The 19277-nt window shown below is 62.4% G+C and carries 18 protein-coding genes; 10 read left to right on the top strand and 8 right to left on the bottom strand.

Annotation, left to right across the window (positions count from 1 at the left end; translation table 11 throughout):
• The coding region (locus P3T25_RS23840) for a helix-turn-helix domain-containing protein (RefSeq protein ID WP_429359076.1) at nt 1-521 on the bottom strand (521 nt) is incomplete at its 3' end.
• Nucleotides 522-813: 292 nt separating this feature from the next.
• Between P3T25_RS23840 and P3T25_RS23835 the strand changes: the two genes are divergently transcribed.
• On the top strand, nt 814-1194 hold the full coding sequence (locus P3T25_RS23835; RefSeq protein ID WP_154559050.1) for a DUF5594 family protein: 381 nt from the start codon (nt 814-816) through the stop codon (nt 1192-1194).
• 20 nt (nt 1195-1214) lie between these two features.
• Here the strand turns inward: P3T25_RS23835 and P3T25_RS23830 are convergent, their stop codons facing one another.
• The 3 genes from P3T25_RS23830 to P3T25_RS23820 all read right to left on the bottom strand — a co-directional run bounded on the left by P3T25_RS23830 (nt 1215) and on the right by P3T25_RS23820 (nt 6304).
• On the bottom strand, nt 1215-2795 hold the full coding sequence (locus tag P3T25_RS23830) for a methyl-accepting chemotaxis protein (protein ID WP_168435598.1): 1581 nt from the start codon (nt 2793-2795) through the stop codon (nt 1215-1217).
• 21 nt (nt 2796-2816) lie between these two features.
• Nucleotides 2817-4616 (bottom strand): methyl-accepting chemotaxis protein, encoded by a 1800-nt coding sequence (locus P3T25_RS23825; RefSeq protein WP_154559052.1) that lies wholly within the window; start codon nt 4614-4616, stop codon nt 2817-2819.
• A 296-nt stretch (nt 4617-4912) separates the two neighbouring features.
• Nucleotides 4913-6304 (bottom strand): PLP-dependent aminotransferase family protein, encoded by a 1392-nt coding sequence (locus P3T25_RS23820; protein WP_154559053.1) that lies wholly within the window; start codon nt 6302-6304, stop codon nt 4913-4915.
• 347 nt (nt 6305-6651) lie between these two features.
• Here P3T25_RS23820 and P3T25_RS23815 point away from each other — a divergent pair, with 347 nt between their 5' ends.
• The 8 genes from P3T25_RS23815 to P3T25_RS23780 are packed head-to-tail and all read left to right on the top strand — an operon-like array spanning nt 6652 to nt 13627.
• Nucleotides 6652-7134 (top strand): MSMEG_0572/Sll0783 family nitrogen starvation response protein, encoded by a 483-nt coding sequence (locus P3T25_RS23815; RefSeq protein ID WP_054040483.1) that lies wholly within the window; start codon nt 6652-6654, stop codon nt 7132-7134.
• A 19-nt stretch (nt 7135-7153) separates the two neighbouring features.
• A complete protein-coding gene (locus P3T25_RS23810; protein WP_154559111.1) occupies nt 7154-8188 on the top strand; it encodes a Nit6803 family nitrilase in 1035 nt (344 codons plus the stop codon).
• Nucleotides 8181-9251, top strand: a complete 1071-nt coding sequence (locus P3T25_RS23805; RefSeq protein ID WP_154559110.1) for an MSMEG_0568 family radical SAM protein — start codon at nt 8181-8183, stop codon at nt 9249-9251. The genes P3T25_RS23810 and P3T25_RS23805 overlap by 8 nt, the downstream gene beginning before the upstream one ends.
• Nucleotides 9252-9253: 2 nt before the next feature.
• Complete coding sequence (locus P3T25_RS23800; protein ID WP_154559054.1) at nt 9254-9853, top strand: MSMEG_0567/Sll0786 family nitrogen starvation N-acetyltransferase; 600 nt, start codon at nt 9254-9256, stop codon at nt 9851-9853.
• The gene (locus P3T25_RS23795) at nt 9850-10836 is read left to right on the top strand and encodes a sll0787 family AIR synthase-like protein (protein ID WP_154559055.1); all 987 of its coding nucleotides are present in this window, start codon (nt 9850-9852) and stop codon (nt 10834-10836) included. Before P3T25_RS23800 ends, P3T25_RS23795 begins: the two co-directional genes overlap by 4 nt.
• A complete protein-coding gene (locus P3T25_RS23790) occupies nt 10833-12008 on the top strand; it encodes an MSMEG_0565 family glycosyltransferase (RefSeq protein WP_154559056.1) in 1176 nt (391 codons plus the stop codon). The genes P3T25_RS23795 and P3T25_RS23790 overlap by 4 nt, the downstream gene beginning before the upstream one ends.
• 17 nt (nt 12009-12025) lie before the next feature.
• Nucleotides 12026-12310, top strand: coding sequence for an MSMEG_0570 family nitrogen starvation response protein (locus P3T25_RS23785; protein ID WP_429359075.1), 285 nt, complete (start codon nt 12026-12028; stop codon nt 12308-12310).
• 27 nt (nt 12311-12337) lie between these two features.
• Nucleotides 12338-13627 (top strand): MSMEG_0569 family flavin-dependent oxidoreductase, encoded by a 1290-nt coding sequence (locus P3T25_RS23780; RefSeq protein WP_429359074.1) that lies wholly within the window; start codon nt 12338-12340, stop codon nt 13625-13627.
• A gap of 107 nt (nt 13628-13734) precedes the next feature.
• On the opposite strand, the gene P3T25_RS23775 is transcribed toward P3T25_RS23780, so the two are convergent.
• The 4 genes from P3T25_RS23775 to P3T25_RS23760 all read right to left on the bottom strand — a co-directional run bounded on the left by P3T25_RS23775 (nt 13735) and on the right by P3T25_RS23760 (nt 17797).
• On the bottom strand, nt 13735-15846 hold the full coding sequence (locus tag P3T25_RS23775) for a phosphocholine-specific phospholipase C (RefSeq protein WP_429359073.1): 2112 nt from the start codon (nt 15844-15846) through the stop codon (nt 13735-13737).
• A 79-nt stretch (nt 15847-15925) separates the two neighbouring features.
• Complete coding sequence (locus P3T25_RS23770) at nt 15926-16252, bottom strand: hypothetical protein (RefSeq protein ID WP_154559060.1); 327 nt, start codon at nt 16250-16252, stop codon at nt 15926-15928.
• Between the two features lie 137 nt (nt 16253-16389).
• Nucleotides 16390-16851: a RidA family protein gene (locus tag P3T25_RS23765; RefSeq protein WP_154559061.1), complete on the bottom strand. Its 462-nt coding sequence runs from the start codon at nt 16849-16851 to the stop codon at nt 16390-16392.
• Nucleotides 16852-16933: 82 nt separating this feature from the next.
• The gene (locus P3T25_RS23760; protein WP_429359072.1) at nt 16934-17797 is read right to left on the bottom strand and encodes an IclR family transcriptional regulator; all 864 of its coding nucleotides are present in this window, start codon (nt 17795-17797) and stop codon (nt 16934-16936) included.
• Between the two features lie 118 nt (nt 17798-17915).
• On the opposite strand from P3T25_RS23760, the gene P3T25_RS23755 reads away from it, so the two are divergent.
• Nucleotides 17916-19118: an aminotransferase class V-fold PLP-dependent enzyme gene (locus P3T25_RS23755; protein ID WP_429359071.1), complete on the top strand. Its 1203-nt coding sequence runs from the start codon at nt 17916-17918 to the stop codon at nt 19116-19118.
• Nucleotides 19119-19277: the final 159 nt, after the last annotated feature.

Below are 19277 nucleotides of genomic sequence, written 5' to 3'. Positions count from 1 at the left end.
CAGGCGCGCAGCAGGATGCTGAAGCGCGAGTGGTCGTCGAGTACCGTCAGGGGGCTGCAGCGCTCCTTCTCGAGGGTCTCAAAGTGTCCCTTGAAGTCCATCTGCCAGAGTACGTTGGGCTGCTCGTGCTCAAAGCGCTTCCAGGGCTGGCTCATCGCTGAATCGGCCGGCAGGATCAGGTTGTGCCGGTGCAGGATGTCGGTCACGGTGCTGGCCTGTGGCACCGCCTCAAAGCCCAGATCCTGCAGGCGCCGGCGGATCTTGCGCCCGCCCCAGCGCGGATGGGCCTGGCGCAGCCGCACCACTTCCTGCTCCATCGCAGCGGGGGTCTTCGAGGGACTGCTGGCAGGGCGCCGGGATTGATCTGACAGCGCGTTCTCGCCGCGATTGAGCCATTTGTAGCCGGTCTGCCGGCTGATGTTAAAGCGCTGGCACAGCTCGGTCATCGTCAGCATGTTCTGACTGGCCAGATGAACAAATTCCTGTCGGAGGCTCATGGTGTCTCTTGCGTTCCAGGGCATGGTCGGGACCGGGCGTTTTAATACCCGGAAGTGTCAACCATGTCCCCGCACACCTGTCAGCTATGTCTCCGGTCTATACACGGCGGCAAAGAGAAGTAAGTGCCGCCCCGCACAGGGGCAACGCTAATAGACCACTAACAAAACAAGGAAAGGCCAACGCCCCAAGAACACAGACAAAAAGCGCCGCGCAGGCAAACAGAAGAAGAAAAGACCTACACCACAGCACCCGCAACCGCGGCCGACCTCACATGCTACGATGCTCCGTCCATCGCACAAAACATCGGAGACATAGATGCATCCAGAGAGCGCCGCCCGTTTCGACGAACAGTTCGCGCCTCGCATCGCCGAGGCAATCGCCGCATGTTTCGCTACCACCGTGCATACTGAAGTGCTCCCATACGGCGGCCACGGCCACCCCACCCGCGTGCGAATCCACGCAACACCGATCGAAGACCTGCGCCACTACGCACATCCGTTGAATCTGTTTCTAACCTGGGACAGCGACGAGATCGAACGACTAATGGGTGCGGAAGGGCCAGCGCGCTTCGCCGGCTATCTGGCCGCGTTACCACGCAAGCTCGAAGCCTGGCGCCACGTCCGCGAACTGGATTTCGTCTCGCACACCCAGGCCGAGCCGACGGTATTGCTCGGCGGCCTCGACTTCGAGTCTTAACTAAGAAGCCGCCGCACCGATCAAACCGCCGCACCGATCCGAAAGAAACTCACACTTTGCACCAACCCTGAAGCCTTACTCTGCACCGCATCGGCCGCAGCCGCCGCCTGCTCCACCAAAGCCGCATTGCTCTGCGTCGCCTGATCCATCTGCGTGACCGCATCGTTTACTTCCGCAATACCTGCCGCCTGATCGACACTGGCCGTCGCGATCGCCTCGACGATACGCGTCACGCTGCCCGCGCTTTGCACCACGCCGTCCATCGTATTGCTTGCGTGATTGATCAACTGCGTACCGGCGTCGATCGTAGCTACCGACTCACGAATCAGCGCCTTGATCTCGCGCGCAGCATCGGCCGAGCGTTGCGCGAGGCTGCGCACTTCGCTCGCGACGACGGCGAAGCCGCGCCCCTGCGTGCCGGCACGCGCCGCTTCAACCGCGGCGTTGAGCGCCAGAATATTGGTCTGCGCGGCGATCGCTTCAACCACCGCGATGATATCGACGATCCGCTTGGACGCCGCGTCGATCTGGCCCATGGTGCGCACGGCATCGGTCATCACAACACCGCCGTCGCGCGCCGCTTGCGCCGCGGTCCGCGCGAGCGTGGTGGCCTCGCGTGCGTTACTGGCGTTGCGCTGAACCGAGTCGGTGAAATGCTGCATCGACGCGGCGGTTTCTTCGAGCGAGGCGGCCTGTTGTTCCGTGCGCGCCGACAGGTCGAGGTTGCCGGCGGCGATCTCCTGGGTCGCTGAGGAAATCGTGTGCGCGCCTTCACGAATCTCGCTGACGATGTGCCGCAGGCGTTGATTCATTTCGTTGAGCGCGACCAGCAACTGACCGGTTTCGTCGCGGCTCACGACGGTGACATCCGCGCGCAGATCGCCTGCCGCAACCGCTTGCGCGACACCCACTGCCTGCCTGACCGGCAACGTAATGCTGCGGCTCAGGAACCAGACCGCGAACGCGCCTACGCCGAGCGAGCCGATCACGACCGACAGCAGCAGCACGCAGGCGAGCGTGTATGCGTGTTCCGCGGCTTCGCCCGTGCGCACGTTGGAGTCTTGCGCCTGCTGCATCACCATAGCGACGATTTCGTCGATAGCGGCGGTCGGCGCCCGGTCGATGCCTTTGACCAGACCGTCGACGACGTGCGCCGTATTCGGATCGGCCGCGTCGTAATGCTTGAGCGCGTCGAGGTAACGGTCCTGCAACGAGGCGTGCGTGGCGAGCGCCTTGTCGACCCCGTCGACGTTGGCGCCCAATGCACTCAGTTGATCCTTCAGTCGTAGCAAGGCCGCGTGCGTCGTGCCGCTTTCCTTGCTGAAGGCGTCACGGTACTTGGCGAACGCAGCCGGGTCCGCGCCGCGCAGCAACAGGTCCTTCCATTCCTGCACCTGCTTCTTGAATTCGATCTGCGCGACGCGCGCAGTGTCCGCGGCTTGCGCGTATTGGCCGAGCGTTTGCGCGGACTGGATTTGCAGCGCATGCGTATTCGACAACGCATGCCACCCTTCCAGACCCACTACCATTGTCGCGGCGAGCAGCACCGCGCCGAGCAGCGCCAACTTGACGGCGATCTTCAGATTTCTATAGAGTGTCACGAGGATTTCCTTTGGCAGACCTTAGTCCAGCTTGAATTGCGTCACGGCACTGGCAAGACTCACGGCCTGGCTTTGCAACGCGGCAGCGGCGGCAGTGGATTCCTCCACCAGCGCGGCGTTCTGCTGAACCATTTCATCGAGTTGGCTGACTGCGCGGTTCACTTCCTGAATCCCGCGCGTTTGTTCGTTGGCCGCCTGGGTGATTTCGGAAATGATGGTGGTCACGTTGGCGACGTTGCTGACGATTTCCGTCATCGTCTCGCCGGCCTGGCGAACCTGGCCCGACCCCGAGGTCACGCTCGCCACGGTTGCTTCGATCAGCGCCTTGATTTCCTTCGCGGCCTGCGCGCTGCGTTGCGCGAGGCTGCGCACTTCGCCGGCGACCACCGCGAAACCGCGGCCCTGTTCGCCGGCGCGCGCGGCTTCCACCGCTGCGTTCAACGCGAGAATGTTGGTCTGGAATGCAATGCCGTCGATCACGCCGATGATGTCCGAGATCTTCACCGAGGCATGTTCGATCTCGCCCATCGTCGTAATCACTTCGGAGATCACTACGCCACCGCGCGAGGCCACCTGCGATGCGGACACGGCCGTATCGTCGGCCTGCTTCGCGGCGCTCGCCGATTGCGTAACCGTCGAGGTGATTTCTTCCATCGACGCCGCTGTCTGTTGCAGGCTGGCCGCTGCGGATTCGGTGCGGCCCGACAGATCGACATTGCCCGCGGCGATTTCATTAGCGGCCACGCGCACCGATTCGCTGGCATCGCGAATCTGGCGCATCACGTGGCTGAGTTTGTCGATGAAGGTGTTGAACGAGCGCGCGATCTGCGCGACTTCGTCGTGGCCGACGGCTGGCAGACGTTGTGTCAGATCGCCTTCGCCCGAGCCGATCGCGTCCATTGCATCGCGTACTTTCGAGAGGCGCTGGAACGACACGGCGGTAACCGCGGCCACGATGGCGGCGGCGATGGCGGCGATCACGATCAAGGCGATCACCGAAGCCGTCAACAGCGATCGCATACCCGCCGTCGCTTCCGATTTATCGAGTGCGACGACCGCGTACCAGTCGGTACCGGGAATGGCCTCGGCGCGCAGCAGCTTCGTGCTGCCGCTCACGTCGACTTCGACGGGGTGCTCGGCGCCGAAGAGCGCGGTCAGCTTGTCGCTGGTGAGCGCGGGTGCGAGGTCCGATACCGGCTTCAAAGTCAGCTTGGCATCCGGGTGCGCGACGATATGGCCGCTCGCGTCGATCAACATGCCGAAGCTCGCGGGCGTCGGATGAATCGCCTTGACGTTGGCAATCACGCTGTCCATCGCGACGTCGCCGGACACCACGCCTTTCACCACGCCATCGCGTACCACTGGCGCGGCGAACGCGACCACCAGCTTGCCCGTGCCCACATCCACATACGGCGGCGTCACCACCGGCTTGCCCGCTGCCGCGGCCTGCTTGTACCAGGGGCGGCCGGTCGGATCGTAGTCGGGCGGAATGCCGGTCGGGTCCGAAAACTTCGCGGTCTTGTCCGCGTAGCCGACGTACACGTTGGTGAACTTGCCGGCTGCGGCGATCTGCTTCAACGCGGCGGACGGATCGGGTTGCAGCACCGCGTCCTGCAGCGAGTTGATCATCTGACTATTGGAGGCGATCCAATCTTCGATCCCGTCTGCGTGACCGCTTTCGACAGCGTTCAAACTGCTTTCGATCGCATCGGCGTTGTACGAGTTGGCGACGACATAGTTGAGAACCGCGTTAGCAGCGAGCGCAACCACAACGATGGCGACGCACAGGGCGACGATGCGCGCGCGAATGGAGGAGAACATGTTGGGAGTCTTTCGGAGTAAGCAGTGAGCCGTAGTCGGTGAGGCGGGGGCCTCATACGCGGTATACGGCGCCGGCAGTGGGGACTTGAGCGGGTAATGCTTTCAGTTTCTGACGGCGGCCGGCAACGCCGCTTGTGGCGGCGCGCCGCGATGCTACACACTTTTTCGCGCGATGCGGGTTTTTCAATGGATGCCGAAACAGCGCCCTGGCATTGAGTTTCGGGCGCTGTATTCGTATGACGATAACGGTGGGTATGACGCTATGCGAGGCTATATGCCGATGCGCGCAAATGGTCTTACATCACCGGAGAATGCAGATGATGCGGATGGTCGAGTGTCTCACCCACGATGCGCAGTGCCTCTTCGCATTCGTCGCGCGTCTTTGAGCCGCCGAGGCACACACGCATTGCGTTCGGCGGATTGCCATCGGTGGAAAACGCCGCCCCCGCAACGGCGGCGATGCCCTGGTTGCGCAGTTGCAATGCGAGTTCGGAAGCACTCCAGCCGCTTTCGGCCGGTACCGGCAACCACAAATGAAAGCCATCCGCGTGCGCTTCGTAAGGCCACGCATCGAGCATGCGCGATGCAATCGCCTGGCGTGCGCGCGATTCGTTGCGGATTGCGTTGAGCATATCGAGCGCGGTGCCGTCGACGATCCATTGCGTTGCGAGCGTGACCGTGAACGGACTCGCCATCACCGTTGTCGCGCGCAACGCGCCGGCGAGGCGCTGCGTTTGCCTGGCAGTTGGCGCGTGCAGATGCGCCACTCGCAAACCGGCGCCGAGACTCTTCGATAAACCCGTCACGTAGTAGGTCAGTTCGGGAGCGAAGCTCGCGAGCGCATCGGGCGCACTCTGCGGCAGCATCGCATACGCATCGTCTTCGATGATCGGAACGCTGTAGCGCAAGGCGACATCGGCGAGCGCCTCGCGCCGTTTGTGCGTGAGCGTGAGCGTGCTCGGATTCTGCAGAGTCGGATTGCAATAGAACGCGCTCGGCTTGTCGGTTTTACAGAGCGCTTCGAAGGCGTGCGCGAGCGGACCTTCGTCGTCACGCGGCAGGGCTTGCAGACGTACGCCGAGCTGCGCGGCAATTGCCTTGATGCCGGGGTAAGCAAGCGTGTCGAGACAGATCGTGCCGCCGGGCCGTGCTAACTGCGAAACGAGCGCCACCAGCGCGCTATGAATGCCGGGGCACACCAGCACGTTCTGCGCGTCGCAATGCGGCACGCGACGCTTCAGCCATTCGGCGCCCGCGTCCTTGTCGGCGGCCGAGCCGCCGAAATCCTGATAGCGCAGCAACTGATACGGATCGCTGCCGCTCATCAGGCGCGCGGCCGAATCGCGCAAACGGGCCGCGTAATCGGGCGGCTCGGGTGGCGTATTCATCGACATCTCGATGCTGCTGCCGCCGGCGAGCGGCAAGGTAGCGGTGCGGCCACGCACGAAGGTGCCGCTGCCCGCGCGCGAATCGAGCAGGCCGCGCTTACGCGCCTCCGCATACGCGCGCGCCACCGTCGTGTAGTTCAGCGCGAGTTCTTCGGCCAGATCGCGCAGTCCCGGCAAGCGGTCGCGTGGACGCAGGCGGCCGGTGGCGAGATCTTCTTCGATCAGATCGGGAATCGCGAGGTAGGCCGGCTTGCGAGTGTCGGCGAGGCGTTTGATCCAGTGATGTGTCGGGCTGCTCATCGATAGCCTTCGGCTGGGGGTGATGATCATTGATCGCATTCGGATGCGATCAATGATCGGATTGATCGCCCGTGGTGAATGAGTGCACCACGCCGACTCGTCCCGGCAGACAAATCGCACCTGGCTGGTGCGATATCCCGGGGTCGGGGGTGATTGCCCGCGACGCCCCGGCTATATGCAAGCTTCACGCCAAAAAATTTTTCGAGTCGCATGTCGAATCGAGGCGGAATTGATTGCTGATTGATCGCATTTGTGTGAGCGATCAATGGCACGGCCGTTGCATTGAGAGAAGCGCGCACGGATGGAACGCGCCATCTTTTACTTAGCAAACCTGATCGGAGAGTGTTATGCCAGCCGTCAACAAACCGCTGCATCAGAAAGGCGATTACCTTGTCGACTACGAAGAGAAAGTCTTCGAAGACGTGAAGGCCGAACCAGGCGAGAAGGCACTCGTCACGTTTCATACGGTCGCGTTCGAGGGGTCGATCGGCTTCGTCAATCTGTTGCAAGCCACGCGTTTGCAACGCAAGGGCTTCGAGACGTCGGTGCTGCTTTACGGGCCGGGTGTCACGCTTGGTCTGCAACGCGGCTTCCCTACGCTTGGCGACGAAGCGTTCCCCGGCCACCTGAACTTCAACAAGCAACTGATGAAGTTCATGGAAGAGGGCGGCAAGGTGTACGCCTGCCGCTTCGCGCTGCAAGCCTTGTACGGGCACGGCGAAGCTTCGCTGATTGAAGGCATCCGCCCGATCAGTCCGCTCGACGTGCTGGATATCCAGTTACTTCATCGCAAGGACAACGCGCTGATCATCCACACCTGGACGGTTTGACGAGAGGCGAGTGACCACTATGTCCGACAAACGCATCGTGCGTGCCGCCGCGGTCCAGATCGCACCGGACTTCGAACGCAGCGGCGGCACCCTCGAGAAGGTATGCGAGGCCATCGAGAAAGCGGCACGCGAAGGCGTGCAACTGATCGTGTTCCCCGAAACCTTCGTGCCGTACTACCCGTACTTTTCTTTCGTGCGTCCGCCGGTTGCTTCCGGCGCCGATCACATGAAGCTCTACGAGGAAGCCGTGATCGTGCCGGGCCCGGTGACGCAAGCGGTGGCCGAGCGGGCGCGTTTGCATCGGATGGTGGTGGTGCTTGGCGTCAATGAGCGCGATCACGGCAGCCTCTACAACACGCAGTTGATCTTCGACGTGGACGGCCAACTGGTGCTCAAGCGTCGCAAGATCACGCCGACGTTTCATGAACGGATGATCTGGGGTCAGGGCGACGCGGCCGGCCTGAAAGTCGCGCAAACGGCGGTGGCGCGCGTCGGCGCGCTCGCGTGCTGGGAGCACTACAACCCGCTCGCACGCTATGCCTTGATGACGCAGCACGAAGAGATTCATTGCAGCCAGTTTCCTGGTTCGCTGGTGGGACCGATCTTCGCCGATCAGATCGAGGTGACGATCCGGCATCACGCATTGGAGTCGGGCTGCTTCGTAGTCAATGCAACGGGCTGGTTGACCGAAGCGCAGATTGCATCGGTCACACCCGATACGAATTTGCAGAAGGCGCTGCGCGGCGGCTGCAACACCGCAATCGTGTCGCCGGAAGGACAGCATCTGGCGCAGCCGCTGCGTGAGGGCGAAGGCATGGTGGTTGCCGATCTCGACATGGCCTTGATCACCAAGCGCAAACGCATGATGGATTCAGTCGGCCACTACGCGCGGCCGGAATTGCTGAGTCTTGCGATCAACCGGCGGCCGGCGGAAACCGTCGCGCCGATGCCGGCGTGGTCCGGTGCTTCGAGCACGGGTTTCAATTCAAACGAGGGATGGCACGATGAACTCCAGCGAGACACTGTCGGCAGCGAGCCGGCAATTGATGACTGAATTGCAGTCGGCCGGTTTGCGGCTCGTGTCTCCGGATGCGGGCGCGGCGAGCCGGCGCGGCGGCGCGGGACCCTCGGACCACAAGGCGGTGACGGTGGACGGCGTGACGATCATGGTGCCGGTGCATACGAGTACCGCCTGGCACTCGCCGTTCGTCGCAGAGACGCCGGATGCGAACGGCTCGAGCGCCTTGCTGCGCGGTACGATCCCGATTGCCAATATCAGCTTTCCCAAAGCACCACGCTTTTACGGCATGCAGACGCTCGACGGCGTGCCTTACTCGCACATTGCCGCGCTGCATAGTGCGGACGTGCTGGCCACGACGGTGCTGCAAACGTGCATCCGCTACGAGAGCCGTCGCAAGAGTTGCAAGTTCTGCGCGATTGGGCAATCGCTCGCAGCAGGCCGCACGATTGCGCGCAAGACGCCGGAGCAATTGGCCGAAGTGGCACGGGCAGCCGTATTGCTCGACGGCGTCAAGCATATGGTGCTGACCACCGGCACGCCGCCCACGTCCGATCGCGGCGCGCAGATCCTGTGCGAAAGCGCGTTCGCAATCAAAGCGGCGGTCGATCTGCCGATCCAGGCGCAATGCGAGCCCCCCGACGATGATCGCTGGTTCGCACGCATGAAAGCGAGCGGCATCGATACGCTCGGCATGCATCTCGAAGTGGTGACGCCCGCTTTGCGCGAACGCATCATGCCGGGCAAGGCGAGCGTGCCGCTGGCGCGCTACATGGAAGCGTTCAAGGCGGCAGTTGCGGTGTTCGGACGCGGTCAGGTGAGTACGTACATACTCGCCGGTCTTGGTGATAGCGCGGAGGCGATTCTGGCCATGTCGCGCGAGTTGATCGAACTCGGTGTCTATCCGTTCGTGGTGCCGTTCGTGCCGATCAGCGGCACGCCGCTCGAAGATCATCCTGCACCCACGCCTGAATTCATGAAGTCGGTTCTGCAACCGCTCGGCGCAATGCTGAACGTTGCTGCGATGCGCTCAAGCGATATCAAGGCCGGCTGCGGAAAATGCGGCGCGTGTTCGTCGTTGTCGTCGTACGAGGAGTGATCATGTTCGGTGAAGCGATTGCAGGCGAGGCGCTGGAAGGTGACATGAGTTTCGCGCCCTATGCGCCGAGCGAATTCCGCATCAAGTGGACGACGCTCGATTGGGAAGCCGATGAAGCGTACAAGTTGCGGCGCGCGGTGTTCTGCATCGAGCAGGGCATTTTTGTCGGCGACGATCGGGACGATATCGACACGCACGCGCAGCAACTGGTGGCAGTGAGCTGTGTCGCCGGCATGCCGGAGCAGGTGGTCGGCACGGTGCGCATTCATCGCGATGAAGGCAACGTGTGGTTCGGTTCACGTCTTGCTGTGCATGCAGCGTTTCGCCGCCACGGAAAAATTGGCGCGACGTTGATTCGTCTCGCGGTGAGCAGTGCCCATGCGCTCGGCTGCGAGACTTTTCTCGCCCACGTGCAGAGCCAGAACGTGCCGCTCTTTCGCGCGATGCATTGGGATGTGCTTGCAGAGGAAATGTTGTTGGGCCGGCCGCATCATCTGATGCAGGCGCAACTGGACTGGTATCCGCCGTGTGTGGCGCCGTATAGCGGCTTCGTGACTCATACGCAACCACACAGTGCGGCTTCCGCACGGAGCGCGGCATGAGGAGCGTGGCCGATCTCGTCGCCAGCCTGCGCGAAAGTCGCGGGTTTCGGCACAAGACGGATATCGTCGACGTGGTCAGCACACTCGCCCGGCGTCTGCCGGGGGGCACGCAGGATCTCGCGCAGGCTGTTGCACTTGGCGACGATTGCGCGGCCATTGCCGATGGCGATGGTTACCTGCTGTTCGCCATCGAAGGCATGGTCAGCGATTTCGTGAGCGCAATGCCGTGGTTTGCCGGCTACAGCAGCGTGATGGTCAACGTCAGCGATATCTACGCGATGGGCGGGCGGCCGCTGGCGGTGGTCGATGCGCTATGGAGTCGAGGCATCGACGCCGCCGAGGAGGTGCTTGCCGGCATGGCCGCGGCCTCCGTTGCTTATGGCGTGCCGATAGTCGGCGGTCATACGAATACGCGCAGCGATGCTGCGCAACTGGCGGTGTCGATCGTGGGACGCGCGAAAGCGCTGCTGTCGAGTTTCAATGCGAAGCCCGGCGACCGTTTGATGATGGCCGTCGATTTGCGCGGGCACTTCGAGGAACCGTATCCGTTCTGGAATGCGTCGGTGGGTGCGCCGCCTGAACGTTTGAGAGCGGATCTCGAACTGCTTCCGCGGCTAGCGGAAAGTGGCTTATGCGATGCGGCGAAGGACATCAGTATGGCCGGCACACTCGGCACTGCGCTGATGTTGCTCGAGTGCTCGCGGATGGGCGCACGGATCGATCTTGAGCGTATTCCGAAGCCAGCGGACGTCCCCTTGGAGCGTTGGGTTACCGCATTTCCGAGCTTCGGCTATTTGCTGTCGGTTCGGGAGGAGCAGGTGGACGCAGTGCAGGCGCAGTTCGATTCGCGCTCGCTCGCTTGCGCCGTGATTGGTACTGTCGATGCGTCGTCTGAAGTGGTTTTGCATCACCACGATGAGGCAGCGGTGTTGTGGGATTTCAATCGCGAGCCGTTCATGATCGCGAAGGACGGTTCGCGATGAATTCGTTGCGAATCGCGTTGCTGACGCATTCGGTCAATCCGCGTGGCGGCGTAGTGCACACGCTTGAACTGGCGACCGCGTTGACCGCGCTCGGTCATGACGTGACCGTCTTTGCGCCCGCTGCGCCGGGCGAGACGCTGTTCCGTCTGCCGCCGTGCCGCGTGGTCTATGCGCCGATCACGCTATCTCAGGCCGGCACGGTAGCCATGGTGGAGGCGCGTATTCATGCATTCAAGCAGACCTTGATGGAGCACGACGCGTGGTCGTTCGATGTGCTGCACGCGCAGGACAGTATCAGCGGCAACGCACTTGCCGAGCTGAGGGCGCAAGGGCTCATTCGCGGTTTCATGCGCACTGTTCATCACCTGGATCATTTCGACGATCCACGTCTCGCTGCATGGCAACGGCGGGCGTACGAGGATGCGGATCAAGTGTTGTGTGTCAGCGATACGTGGACGCGCGAGATGCGTTCGACTTTCGGTATTGCGGCGCTGACGGTGCCGAACGGTGTCGACATCGCGCGCTTCACGCCTGAGGAAGACGCGCACGATACGCAGATCAGGCGGCGCTTGGGCATTGATGACGGCCCGATCGTACTTTCAGTGGGCGGTATCGAAGCGCGCAAGAACACACTCGCGCTGCTCGAAGCCTTCGCGTTGGTACTACGCACGTTGCCGGGCGCGCAACTTGTGATTGCCGGTGGTGCGAGCCTGCTCGACCACGACGCCTACGCCCGCGGCGTGCTTAAGCGAGCGGCGGAGTTGGGGCTGTCGATTGGTCCACACGAAAGCGTGGTCGTAACCGGGCCACTCGAAGACGCCGCCATGCCCGCGCTCTTTCGCAGCGCGGACGTGTTGTCGATGGTGTCATTGCGCGAGGGCTTCGGCCTGGTGGTGCTGGAGGCGCTTGCTAGTGGCACGCCGGTGGTTGCCTCTGCAATCGCCCCGTTCACCGAATATCTCGACGACAGCACCTGTTACTGGGCAAATCCGGCCGATGTTGAGTCGATAGCGGCGGCGTTGCTACGTGCTCTCAGCGGTAGCGGTAGTCGTATTGATTTCGACCGGGCCGTGCCCGCGTTACTCGCGCGCTTTAGCTGGGCGGCAAGCGCACGGCGTCACGTCGATGTGTACCGCCAGTTGCTCGCAAAGCGCGCGCTAACTATTCATTGATCGATTGAGGATTTGCGATGCCTGTCATGCACTTTCGGATTCAGTGGCCCGATGGCGATGAAGCGAACTGTTATTCGCCGTCGCTCGTCATTGGTGATTTCTTCAAACCTGGCGAGGCTTATGCGTTGGACGATTTCGTCGAACGTTCGCGGCAGGCGTTAGGTATCGCTTCGGAGCGCGTGCGCGAGAAGTACGGCTTTGCCTGCTCGGCAGCGATGGATCAGCTCGCACAGATCGAACGCGATGCGGAGCGCTTTCGCGATCAGCCCGAGGCGACCGTCAAGGTTATCGAATTCAGCTAGGCGTTTATTTTTTGCAGAGGACGCATCATGTCGAATCCAACCCATCATGGGCGCGCTGACGGGCATCACAGCGTGCTCGTCATCGGCGGCGGGCAGGCGGGCCTGTCGGTTAGCTATTACCTCAAGCAGGCCGGCATCGACCATCTGGTTGTGGAAAGGAACACGGTGACGCATACGTGGCGCCAGCAACGCTGGGACGCGTTTTGTCTCGTGACGCCGAACTGGCAGTGTGCGTTGCCCGGTTACCCCTACCTGGGCGACGACCCGCACGGGTTCATGAAGAAGGACGAGATCATCGACTATCTCGATGGTTTCATCGCGCACGTCGAGGCACCGGTGATCGAGCATGCGGAAGTCAAACGCGTGAAGCAGCGCGATGACGGCGTCTATACGATCGTGACCGCGCAAGGCGATTTCACCGCGGATCAGGTCGTGGTCGCCTCGGGTGGGTATCACACGCCGATCGTGCCGCGGCTCGCCGAGCGCTTGCCCGCAAGCATCGTGCAGTTGCAATCGTCAGCGTATCGGAACCCGCAGGCTTTGCCCGAGGGCGCGGTCATGGTGGTCGGCACGGGGCAATCCGGCGCGCAGATCGCGGAGGACCTGCATCTGGCGGGGCGCAAGGTGGTGCTCGCAGTCGGTGAGGCGCCGCGCTGCGCACGCTTTTATCGGGGGCGTGACGTGGTCGATTGGCTCGCCGACATGCAGTACTACGACATGCCGGTCGAAAAGCATCCGTTGCGCGAAGGCGTACGCGACAACACCAATCACTATGTGACCGGCCGCGACGGCGGGCGCGACATCGATCTGCGCAAGTTCGCCGCCGAAGGCATGGAGTTGTACGGCAGGCTCGACGATCTGCGCGACGGGCAATTCCATTTCGCACCGACGCTCGCCGCCAATCTCGACGCCGCGGACGATACGTATAACCGGATCAACGCGAGCATCGACGGCTTCATCGAAAAGCATGGCATCGACGCGCCGGCGGGTGAAGTCTACGAACCGCTCTGGCGGCCAGCGGAAGAACGCACGATGCTCGATCTCCACACTAGCGGCATTTCGGCAATTATCTGGTGCATCGGTTTTACACCGGACTTCAGTTGGCTCGATGCACCGGTGTTCAACGGTCGCGGTTATCCGGCGCATACCCGTGGCATTACACCGATCGACGGTTTATATTTCGTCGGTTTGCCGTGGCTGCATACTTGGGGATCGGGGCGCTTCTCTGGTGTCGCACGCGATGCGGAGTTCGTCGTGCAGGCGATTCGCGAGAAAACACGCGAGCGTGAGTCGGTGAGGGCGGCTGTGGCGGCTTAAGATTTCGACTTACACATCACGACGCGAATGCATGAAAAAACAGCCGCTGCTTTTTATCGCAGCGGCCGCTTCTTTTCGTACGGACTGAATCGAAACCGAGCTGAAACTTAGCTCCCCAGTGCAGGATCGCTCATGCTGCTCCGGCCGGTTTCCACGTGTCCGGCGAAGCGTCGCGCGAACGACGGGTCCGTGTCGACGGTAATCACCAGGTCGTACCAGCCGTAGGCATTGCGCAGATCGAGGTACAACTGTTCAGTATCGCCGCCGCGCACCGAATGCTTGACCACGTTGTTCGCGTCGTAGGCATTGACGATGGTGAACTGGCAGCGTGCGCTGCCCACATTTTCCAGACGCAATTGCAGGTTGCCGTTGGCGACGTCGTAGCCTTCGGCGACTTCCGGCCGTGCAATATCGGAGCCGTGCCACCAGCTTCTCGCAACCGGCTTGCCGGCGAAGCGGCGCAGGAAACCGTTCGGGCCGTAGACCGTGTAATCGTACGTACCGTCGATATTCAACGGCAACTGATCCTGCAGCCGCTTGCCGGCTTCGACCGTATAGGTCAGCGGTGCGGCGAGGCCATTGGCGGCATAGACGAGAAACACGGCGCCCGTGCGGCCTGAATTGACGAAGCGCATCGTCAGCTTGTTCTCCGCACCTTCACCGTGCACGCGCACGAACAGTTCGTACGGCAGCGCGCGCGCCGGGCGCACGCCGGGTTCCTGCTTCGGTACGGCCTGCACGAGCGGCGGCAGCGGCACATAGTCCGGATGGCGATTCTGATCGGGCGGCACATAGCCGCTCGTGCTCGGCAGCGTCGGGAAGGCGTCGTTCGGGGTGCTGAAGTTGAATGCCGACATCAGATCGCCGCACACCGCGCGACGCCACGGCGTGATGTTCGATTCGCCCAGATTGTGCTGCTGGCCGAAGCGCTTTTCGATAAAGCGGATCACCGACGTGTGGTCGAACAGTTCCGAGCACACGTAGCCGCCTTTCGACCACGGCGAGACCACCAGCATCGGCACACGCGGTCCGAGCCCGTACGGACCCGCCGGCGTATTGCCGCTGCCCGCATAGTTTTCATTGCTGGTGTCGACGGTCGACAAACCGTTTGCGCTCGATGCCGGCGCGAACGGCGGCGCCATATGATCGAAGAAGCCGTCGTTTTCGTCGTAATTGATCAGCAGTACAGTCTTGCTCCATACCTCGGGATTCGACGTGAGAATCTGCAAGACCTGATCGATGTACCACGCACCGTAGTTCGACGGCCAGTTCGGGTGCTCGGAATACGCTTCCGGGGCGACGATCCACGAGACTTGCGGCAGGGCGTTGTTCTGCACGTCGCGCTTGAGGATGTCGAAGTATCCGTCGCCGTTGGCGGCGTTCGTGCCCGTGCGGGCGTTGTCGTACAGCGGGTTGCCCGGCTGCGCGTTGCGGTACTGATTGAAGTAGAGCAGCGAGTTGTCGCCGTAGTTGCCGATGTACGCGTTCTGCGTCCAGCCCCACGAGCCGCTGGCGTTGAGTCCCGTACCGATGTCCTGATAGATCTTCCACGTGATACCGGCGTTCTGCAGCACTTCCGGATACGTGGACCAGCCGTAGCCGAGTTCCGAGTTGTCGATCACCGGGCCGCCGCCGCTGCCGTCATTGCCGACCCAGCCGCTCCACATGTAGTAACGGTTCGGGTCGGTCGGGCCCATCAGCGAGCAGTGATACGCGTCGCAGATCGTGAAGGCGTCGGCGAGTTGATAGTGAAACGGAATGTCGTCGCGCGTGAGGTAGGCCATCGTCGTGGTGCCCTTGGATGGCACCCATTGATCGTAGCGGCCGCCGTTCCATGCTGCGTGCGTGCTGGTCCAGTCGTGCGCGAGGTCTTGCAGGAATTGCAGACCGAGGTTCGGCGCGGTGGGGCGGAACGGCAACACGTAGCCGACGTCCGCGGCAAGCGGCTGGTACCACACCGGCTTGCCGTTGGGCAGGTTGATCGCGCGCGTGTCGCCGAAACCGCGGACGCCCTTGAGCGTGCCGAAGTAATGGTCGAACGAGCGGTTTTCCTGCATCAGCACGACGATGTGCTCGACGTCGCGGATCGTACCGGTCTTGTTGTTGGCGGGAATGGCGAGGGCGTTGCGAATGCCCAGCGGCAGCATGCTCAACGCGGTGGCGGAACCGGCGGCGTGCGCGGCGGAGCGCAGAAAATCACGGCGATTTTTTGAAGTCATGGTTTTGGCTTTCGATCTTCATAAGAGGAACGAACCATGAGGCGCGAGCGTGAGCCACGCGCCGCATGGGGCGCGGAATTCAATCTACGGTGTGGATGACGGGTGTGGCGAGCGGCGTCGACGCGGCAGCGGACAGCGCCGCGTCGGCGCTTGATGCGGGCAGTGCTGGGGTTTGAATCGTGACTGCGGGTAACGCTGGTGAAGCGGAAGAAGGATTCGCTGACAGGACCTGTGAAGCGCCGCCGTTATCGCCGGCGGCGTCGGTAGAACTCGTGGTGCTCGTGTCCGGTGCTTTATCGTCGTCGTTGCCGCAAGCGCCGAGCAGCATGCAGAGCGACACGGCGGCCAGCGCGCCCGCCAAACGTTTGCGATAGAAGGCAATGGACGGCTTCGACACAACAGACATGGCAATGTCTCCGGCACGGGGAGGATGCGCCAGGGCATCCACGTGCCCAGGTCAGCGATGCGCAAGAATAGTCGCTTACCTGTGTAACTTTTGTGAAGATGTGGAAATTTGGGTATTTGTTGAGAATTGGGCGGCCGTCAATCCTGGATCGCGACGATGGCTTCGATCTCGACGGTAATATTGCCCGGCAGCGAGCCCACGCCGACCGCCGAGCGCGAATGCCGACCGGCATCGCCGAATACATCGACGAACAGATCCGAGCAGCCGTTGATCACGCGCGGATGCTCGGTGAAATCCGGCACGGCGTTGACCATGCCCAGCAGCTTGACGACCTGCTTCACGCGCCGCAAATCGCCTAGTTCGTTATGCAGCACGGCGAGCAGATTCAGGCCGACCATCTGCGCGTGCTGGTACGCTTCGTCCGCGCTGACGGTGGCGCCGACCTTGCCGGTCATCAGCGAGCCGGATTCGTCGAGCGGACCTTGGCCCGATAGAAACAGCAGATTGCCCTCGCGCGTGCAGTGCGTGAAATTGCCGATCGGCGTCGGCACTTGCGGGAGCTTGAGGCCGCGCGTGTGCAGCCGGTCGTAGCAGTTCATCGATGGGGAAGTGATGGTGAGCGGTCTTTAAGGAGTCAGCGTTGCGCGCGGGGGGATTTAAGGTTTCGGGTTTGGCGCGGCCTTACGCCGCCGGGTCCTGCTCGCGATGCCGCCAGCCGAGGCGCGCTTCGATACGGGCGGCCACGGCCTGCACAGCTTGTGCGAAACGTTCGGTGCCGAGCTCGGCTTTCGCCTCGGGCATCACGATCGAAATCGTGAAGACGCACGCGCCGGTGTTGTCGAGCACGGGCGCCGCGAGACACGCCACGGACGCATCCGATTCGCCGATCTGAATCGACAGCCGCGCCTCCAGCGCCTCGCGGGCAATCTGCGCGAGCACTTGCGGCCGGGTTTCCGCTCGACCGGTAGGCGAGCTTTGCGCGTGCTGCGCAAAAAACGCGATCCGTTCGGCATCCGGCAGATGCCCGACGAGCAAGCGTCCGGACGCGGTCCAGTTGAGCGGCACGCGGCTGCCCACTCGCGAGGTCACACGGAAATGCCCTGGCCCTTCGGCCATTTGCTGTACGACCATCATGCCGTCTTCGAGTCCGCAGACCTGCACGGTCTCTTCGACTTCGGCGGAGAGACGCTGCATTTCTTCATGAGCGACCGCGAGGTAGTCGAGCGAGCTGGCGTACGTCAAACCGTAACCGTACAGACGCGAGCCGAGCCAGATCGTGCCGTCCATGCGCCGCGCCAACAGGTTCTTCTCGACCAGATCGTTAATGATCGAATACACCGTGGACAGCGGCGCGCCGACCATGCGTGCGACTTCGTACGCGGTGGCGGGACGGTTTGCCTGCTGGAGCGCGTCGAGAATCTGCACGGCGCGCTCGATCGCGCTGGTGCGCGTGCGCGGCGCAGCAGCTTCAGCCTGTGCTTCGGCGCCGGCTGAAGGCGCCGCGGGTACTGCTTCGGACGCGGAAGGTCGGGACGTGCGAGCCATCGTGCTCCTCTGACGCGAGATGTTTTTGTCCAGTTGACGCAGGGTGATTGTATGCTAGACTGATCCGCAATTACAACATATATTCCATAATTAAGAAATACCCGGTCGGAGGCGCTTCATGGACATTCGCTCTCGCTTTGGCTTACGCCCTGTCATCAATGCTTCAGGCACGATGACGAGTCTGGGTGCGTCCATTGTCAGCGCACCGGTAATCGACGCGGTGGCGCAGGTGTTGCCGCAATTCGTCGAGATCGACGATCTGCAACGCAGAGCCTCGGCGGCGATTGCCGAGGCGTGCGGCAGCGAAGCCGGTTATATCACCGCGTCGTGCTCGGCGGCGATTACGCTCTGCATCGCCGCCACCATGACGGGCGACGACCACGGCCTGATCGAACGGCTGCCCGACACGACCGCCCTGCAGCGCAACGAAGTCGTGATTCAAACCGGCCACATTGTCAATTATGGCGCACCGGTGGACCAGGCGATCCGTCTGTCCGGCGCGCGCGTCGTGCCGGTGGGCGCGGCAACCGAAGCGCACGGCTACCAGTTGAATACCGCCATCACCGAACGCACGGCTGCGGCACTTTACGTGGTTTCGCATCATACGGTGCAATTCGGCATGATCCCGCTCGAAGAATTTATTGCGGTCGCGCACGCGAAGGGCGTGCCCGTGATCGTCGACGCGGCTTCCGAATATGACCTGAAGCGTTTCATTGCGGCCGGCGCCGATCTCGCGCTCTACTCGGCGCACAAATTTCTCGGTGGGCTGACCGCCGGCATCGTCGCGGGTAAGAAAACGCTGGTACGTGCCGCGTATTTCCAGAACGGCGGCATTGGCCGCGGCATGAAAGTCGGCAAGGAAGGCATTGTGGGCGCGATCGCCGCGCTCGAACAATGGCAGCAGCGCGACCATGGCGCGGTTCGCGCTCGCGAGCGCGGCTACCTCACGCTGTGGCGCGAGACCTTGAATCGTTGCGACGGCGTCTGGGCTGAGATCGACGCCGATCCGACCGGCAATCCGCTCGATCGTCTGAAACTGCATATCGATCCCAGACAGGCCCGTATCACTGCGTGGGATCTCGCCGATGCGCTCGCGCGGCCACCCGAAGGCGAGGCGCCGGTGATCGTGCGCGATCATGAAGCGGAACTGCATTTCTTTTTCATCGACCCGTGCAATCTGCACCCGGGCGAAGAACAGATCGTATTGGCGCGGCTCACTGCCGAGCTCGAGCGCGCACGACAGTCGGCCGAGCCCGTCGTTACGCGGTTTTACCAGCGCGACGCGCGCCGCATTGCCGCGCGCCGTAATTGGCCGGATTGATTCTCTCCCGGTTCATATCGATTGACCGATGACCGTTGTTTGACCGTAGCGCCGGATTCCATTCCGGTGCCGTTTTGACTTGCCCGCTTAGTACTACTTATATCGCCGGAACATCACCGTGTAACCGGCGTTCGTTTTTCTTTCGACTTGAGGAAACCA

The organism is Paraburkholderia sp. GAS32 (assembly GCF_050434225.1).
GTDB lineage: Bacteria > Pseudomonadota > Gammaproteobacteria > Burkholderiales > Burkholderiaceae > Paraburkholderia > Paraburkholderia madseniana.
This window is presented reverse-complemented; position numbering and strand designations above follow the sequence as displayed.

What these genes read in the sequence shown, in the direction of transcription:
- P3T25_RS23825 (WP_154559052.1), bottom strand. Translation starts at nt 4,616, where the DNA reads ATGTTCTCCTCCATTCGCGCGCGCATCGTCGCCCTGTGCGTCGCCATC.
- P3T25_RS23785 (WP_429359075.1), top strand. Translation starts at nt 12,026, where the DNA reads ATGCCTGTCATGCACTTTCGGATTCAGTGGCCCGATGGCGATGAAGCG.
- P3T25_RS23755 (WP_429359071.1), top strand. Translation starts at nt 17,916, where the DNA reads ATGGACATTCGCTCTCGCTTTGGCTTACGCCCTGTCATCAATGCTTCA.
- P3T25_RS23760 (WP_429359072.1), bottom strand. Translation starts at nt 17,797, where the DNA reads ATGGCTCGCACGTCCCGACCTTCCGCGTCCGAAGCAGTACCCGCGGCG.
- P3T25_RS23805 (WP_154559110.1), top strand. Translation starts at nt 8,181, where the DNA reads ATGACTGAATTGCAGTCGGCCGGTTTGCGGCTCGTGTCTCCGGATGCG.
- P3T25_RS23770 (WP_154559060.1), bottom strand. Translation starts at nt 16,252, where the DNA reads ATGTCTGTTGTGTCGAAGCCGTCCATTGCCTTCTATCGCAAACGTTTG.
- P3T25_RS23820 (WP_154559053.1), bottom strand. Translation starts at nt 6,304, where the DNA reads ATGAGCAGCCCGACACATCACTGGATCAAACGCCTCGCCGACACTCGC.
- P3T25_RS23780 (WP_429359074.1), top strand. Translation starts at nt 12,338, where the DNA reads ATGTCGAATCCAACCCATCATGGGCGCGCTGACGGGCATCACAGCGTG.
- P3T25_RS23800 (WP_154559054.1), top strand. Translation starts at nt 9,254, where the DNA reads ATGTTCGGTGAAGCGATTGCAGGCGAGGCGCTGGAAGGTGACATGAGT.
- P3T25_RS23775 (WP_429359073.1), bottom strand. Translation starts at nt 15,846, where the DNA reads ATGACTTCAAAAAATCGCCGTGATTTTCTGCGCTCCGCCGCGCACGCC.
- P3T25_RS23835 (WP_154559050.1), top strand. Translation starts at nt 814, where the DNA reads ATGCATCCAGAGAGCGCCGCCCGTTTCGACGAACAGTTCGCGCCTCGC.
- P3T25_RS23790 (WP_154559056.1), top strand. Translation starts at nt 10,833, where the DNA reads ATGAATTCGTTGCGAATCGCGTTGCTGACGCATTCGGTCAATCCGCGT.
- P3T25_RS23765 (WP_154559061.1), bottom strand. Translation starts at nt 16,851, where the DNA reads ATGAACTGCTACGACCGGCTGCACACGCGCGGCCTCAAGCTCCCGCAA.
- P3T25_RS23795 (WP_154559055.1), top strand. Translation starts at nt 9,850, where the DNA reads ATGAGGAGCGTGGCCGATCTCGTCGCCAGCCTGCGCGAAAGTCGCGGG.
- P3T25_RS23810 (WP_154559111.1), top strand. Translation starts at nt 7,154, where the DNA reads ATGTCCGACAAACGCATCGTGCGTGCCGCCGCGGTCCAGATCGCACCG.
- P3T25_RS23815 (WP_054040483.1), top strand. Translation starts at nt 6,652, where the DNA reads ATGCCAGCCGTCAACAAACCGCTGCATCAGAAAGGCGATTACCTTGTC.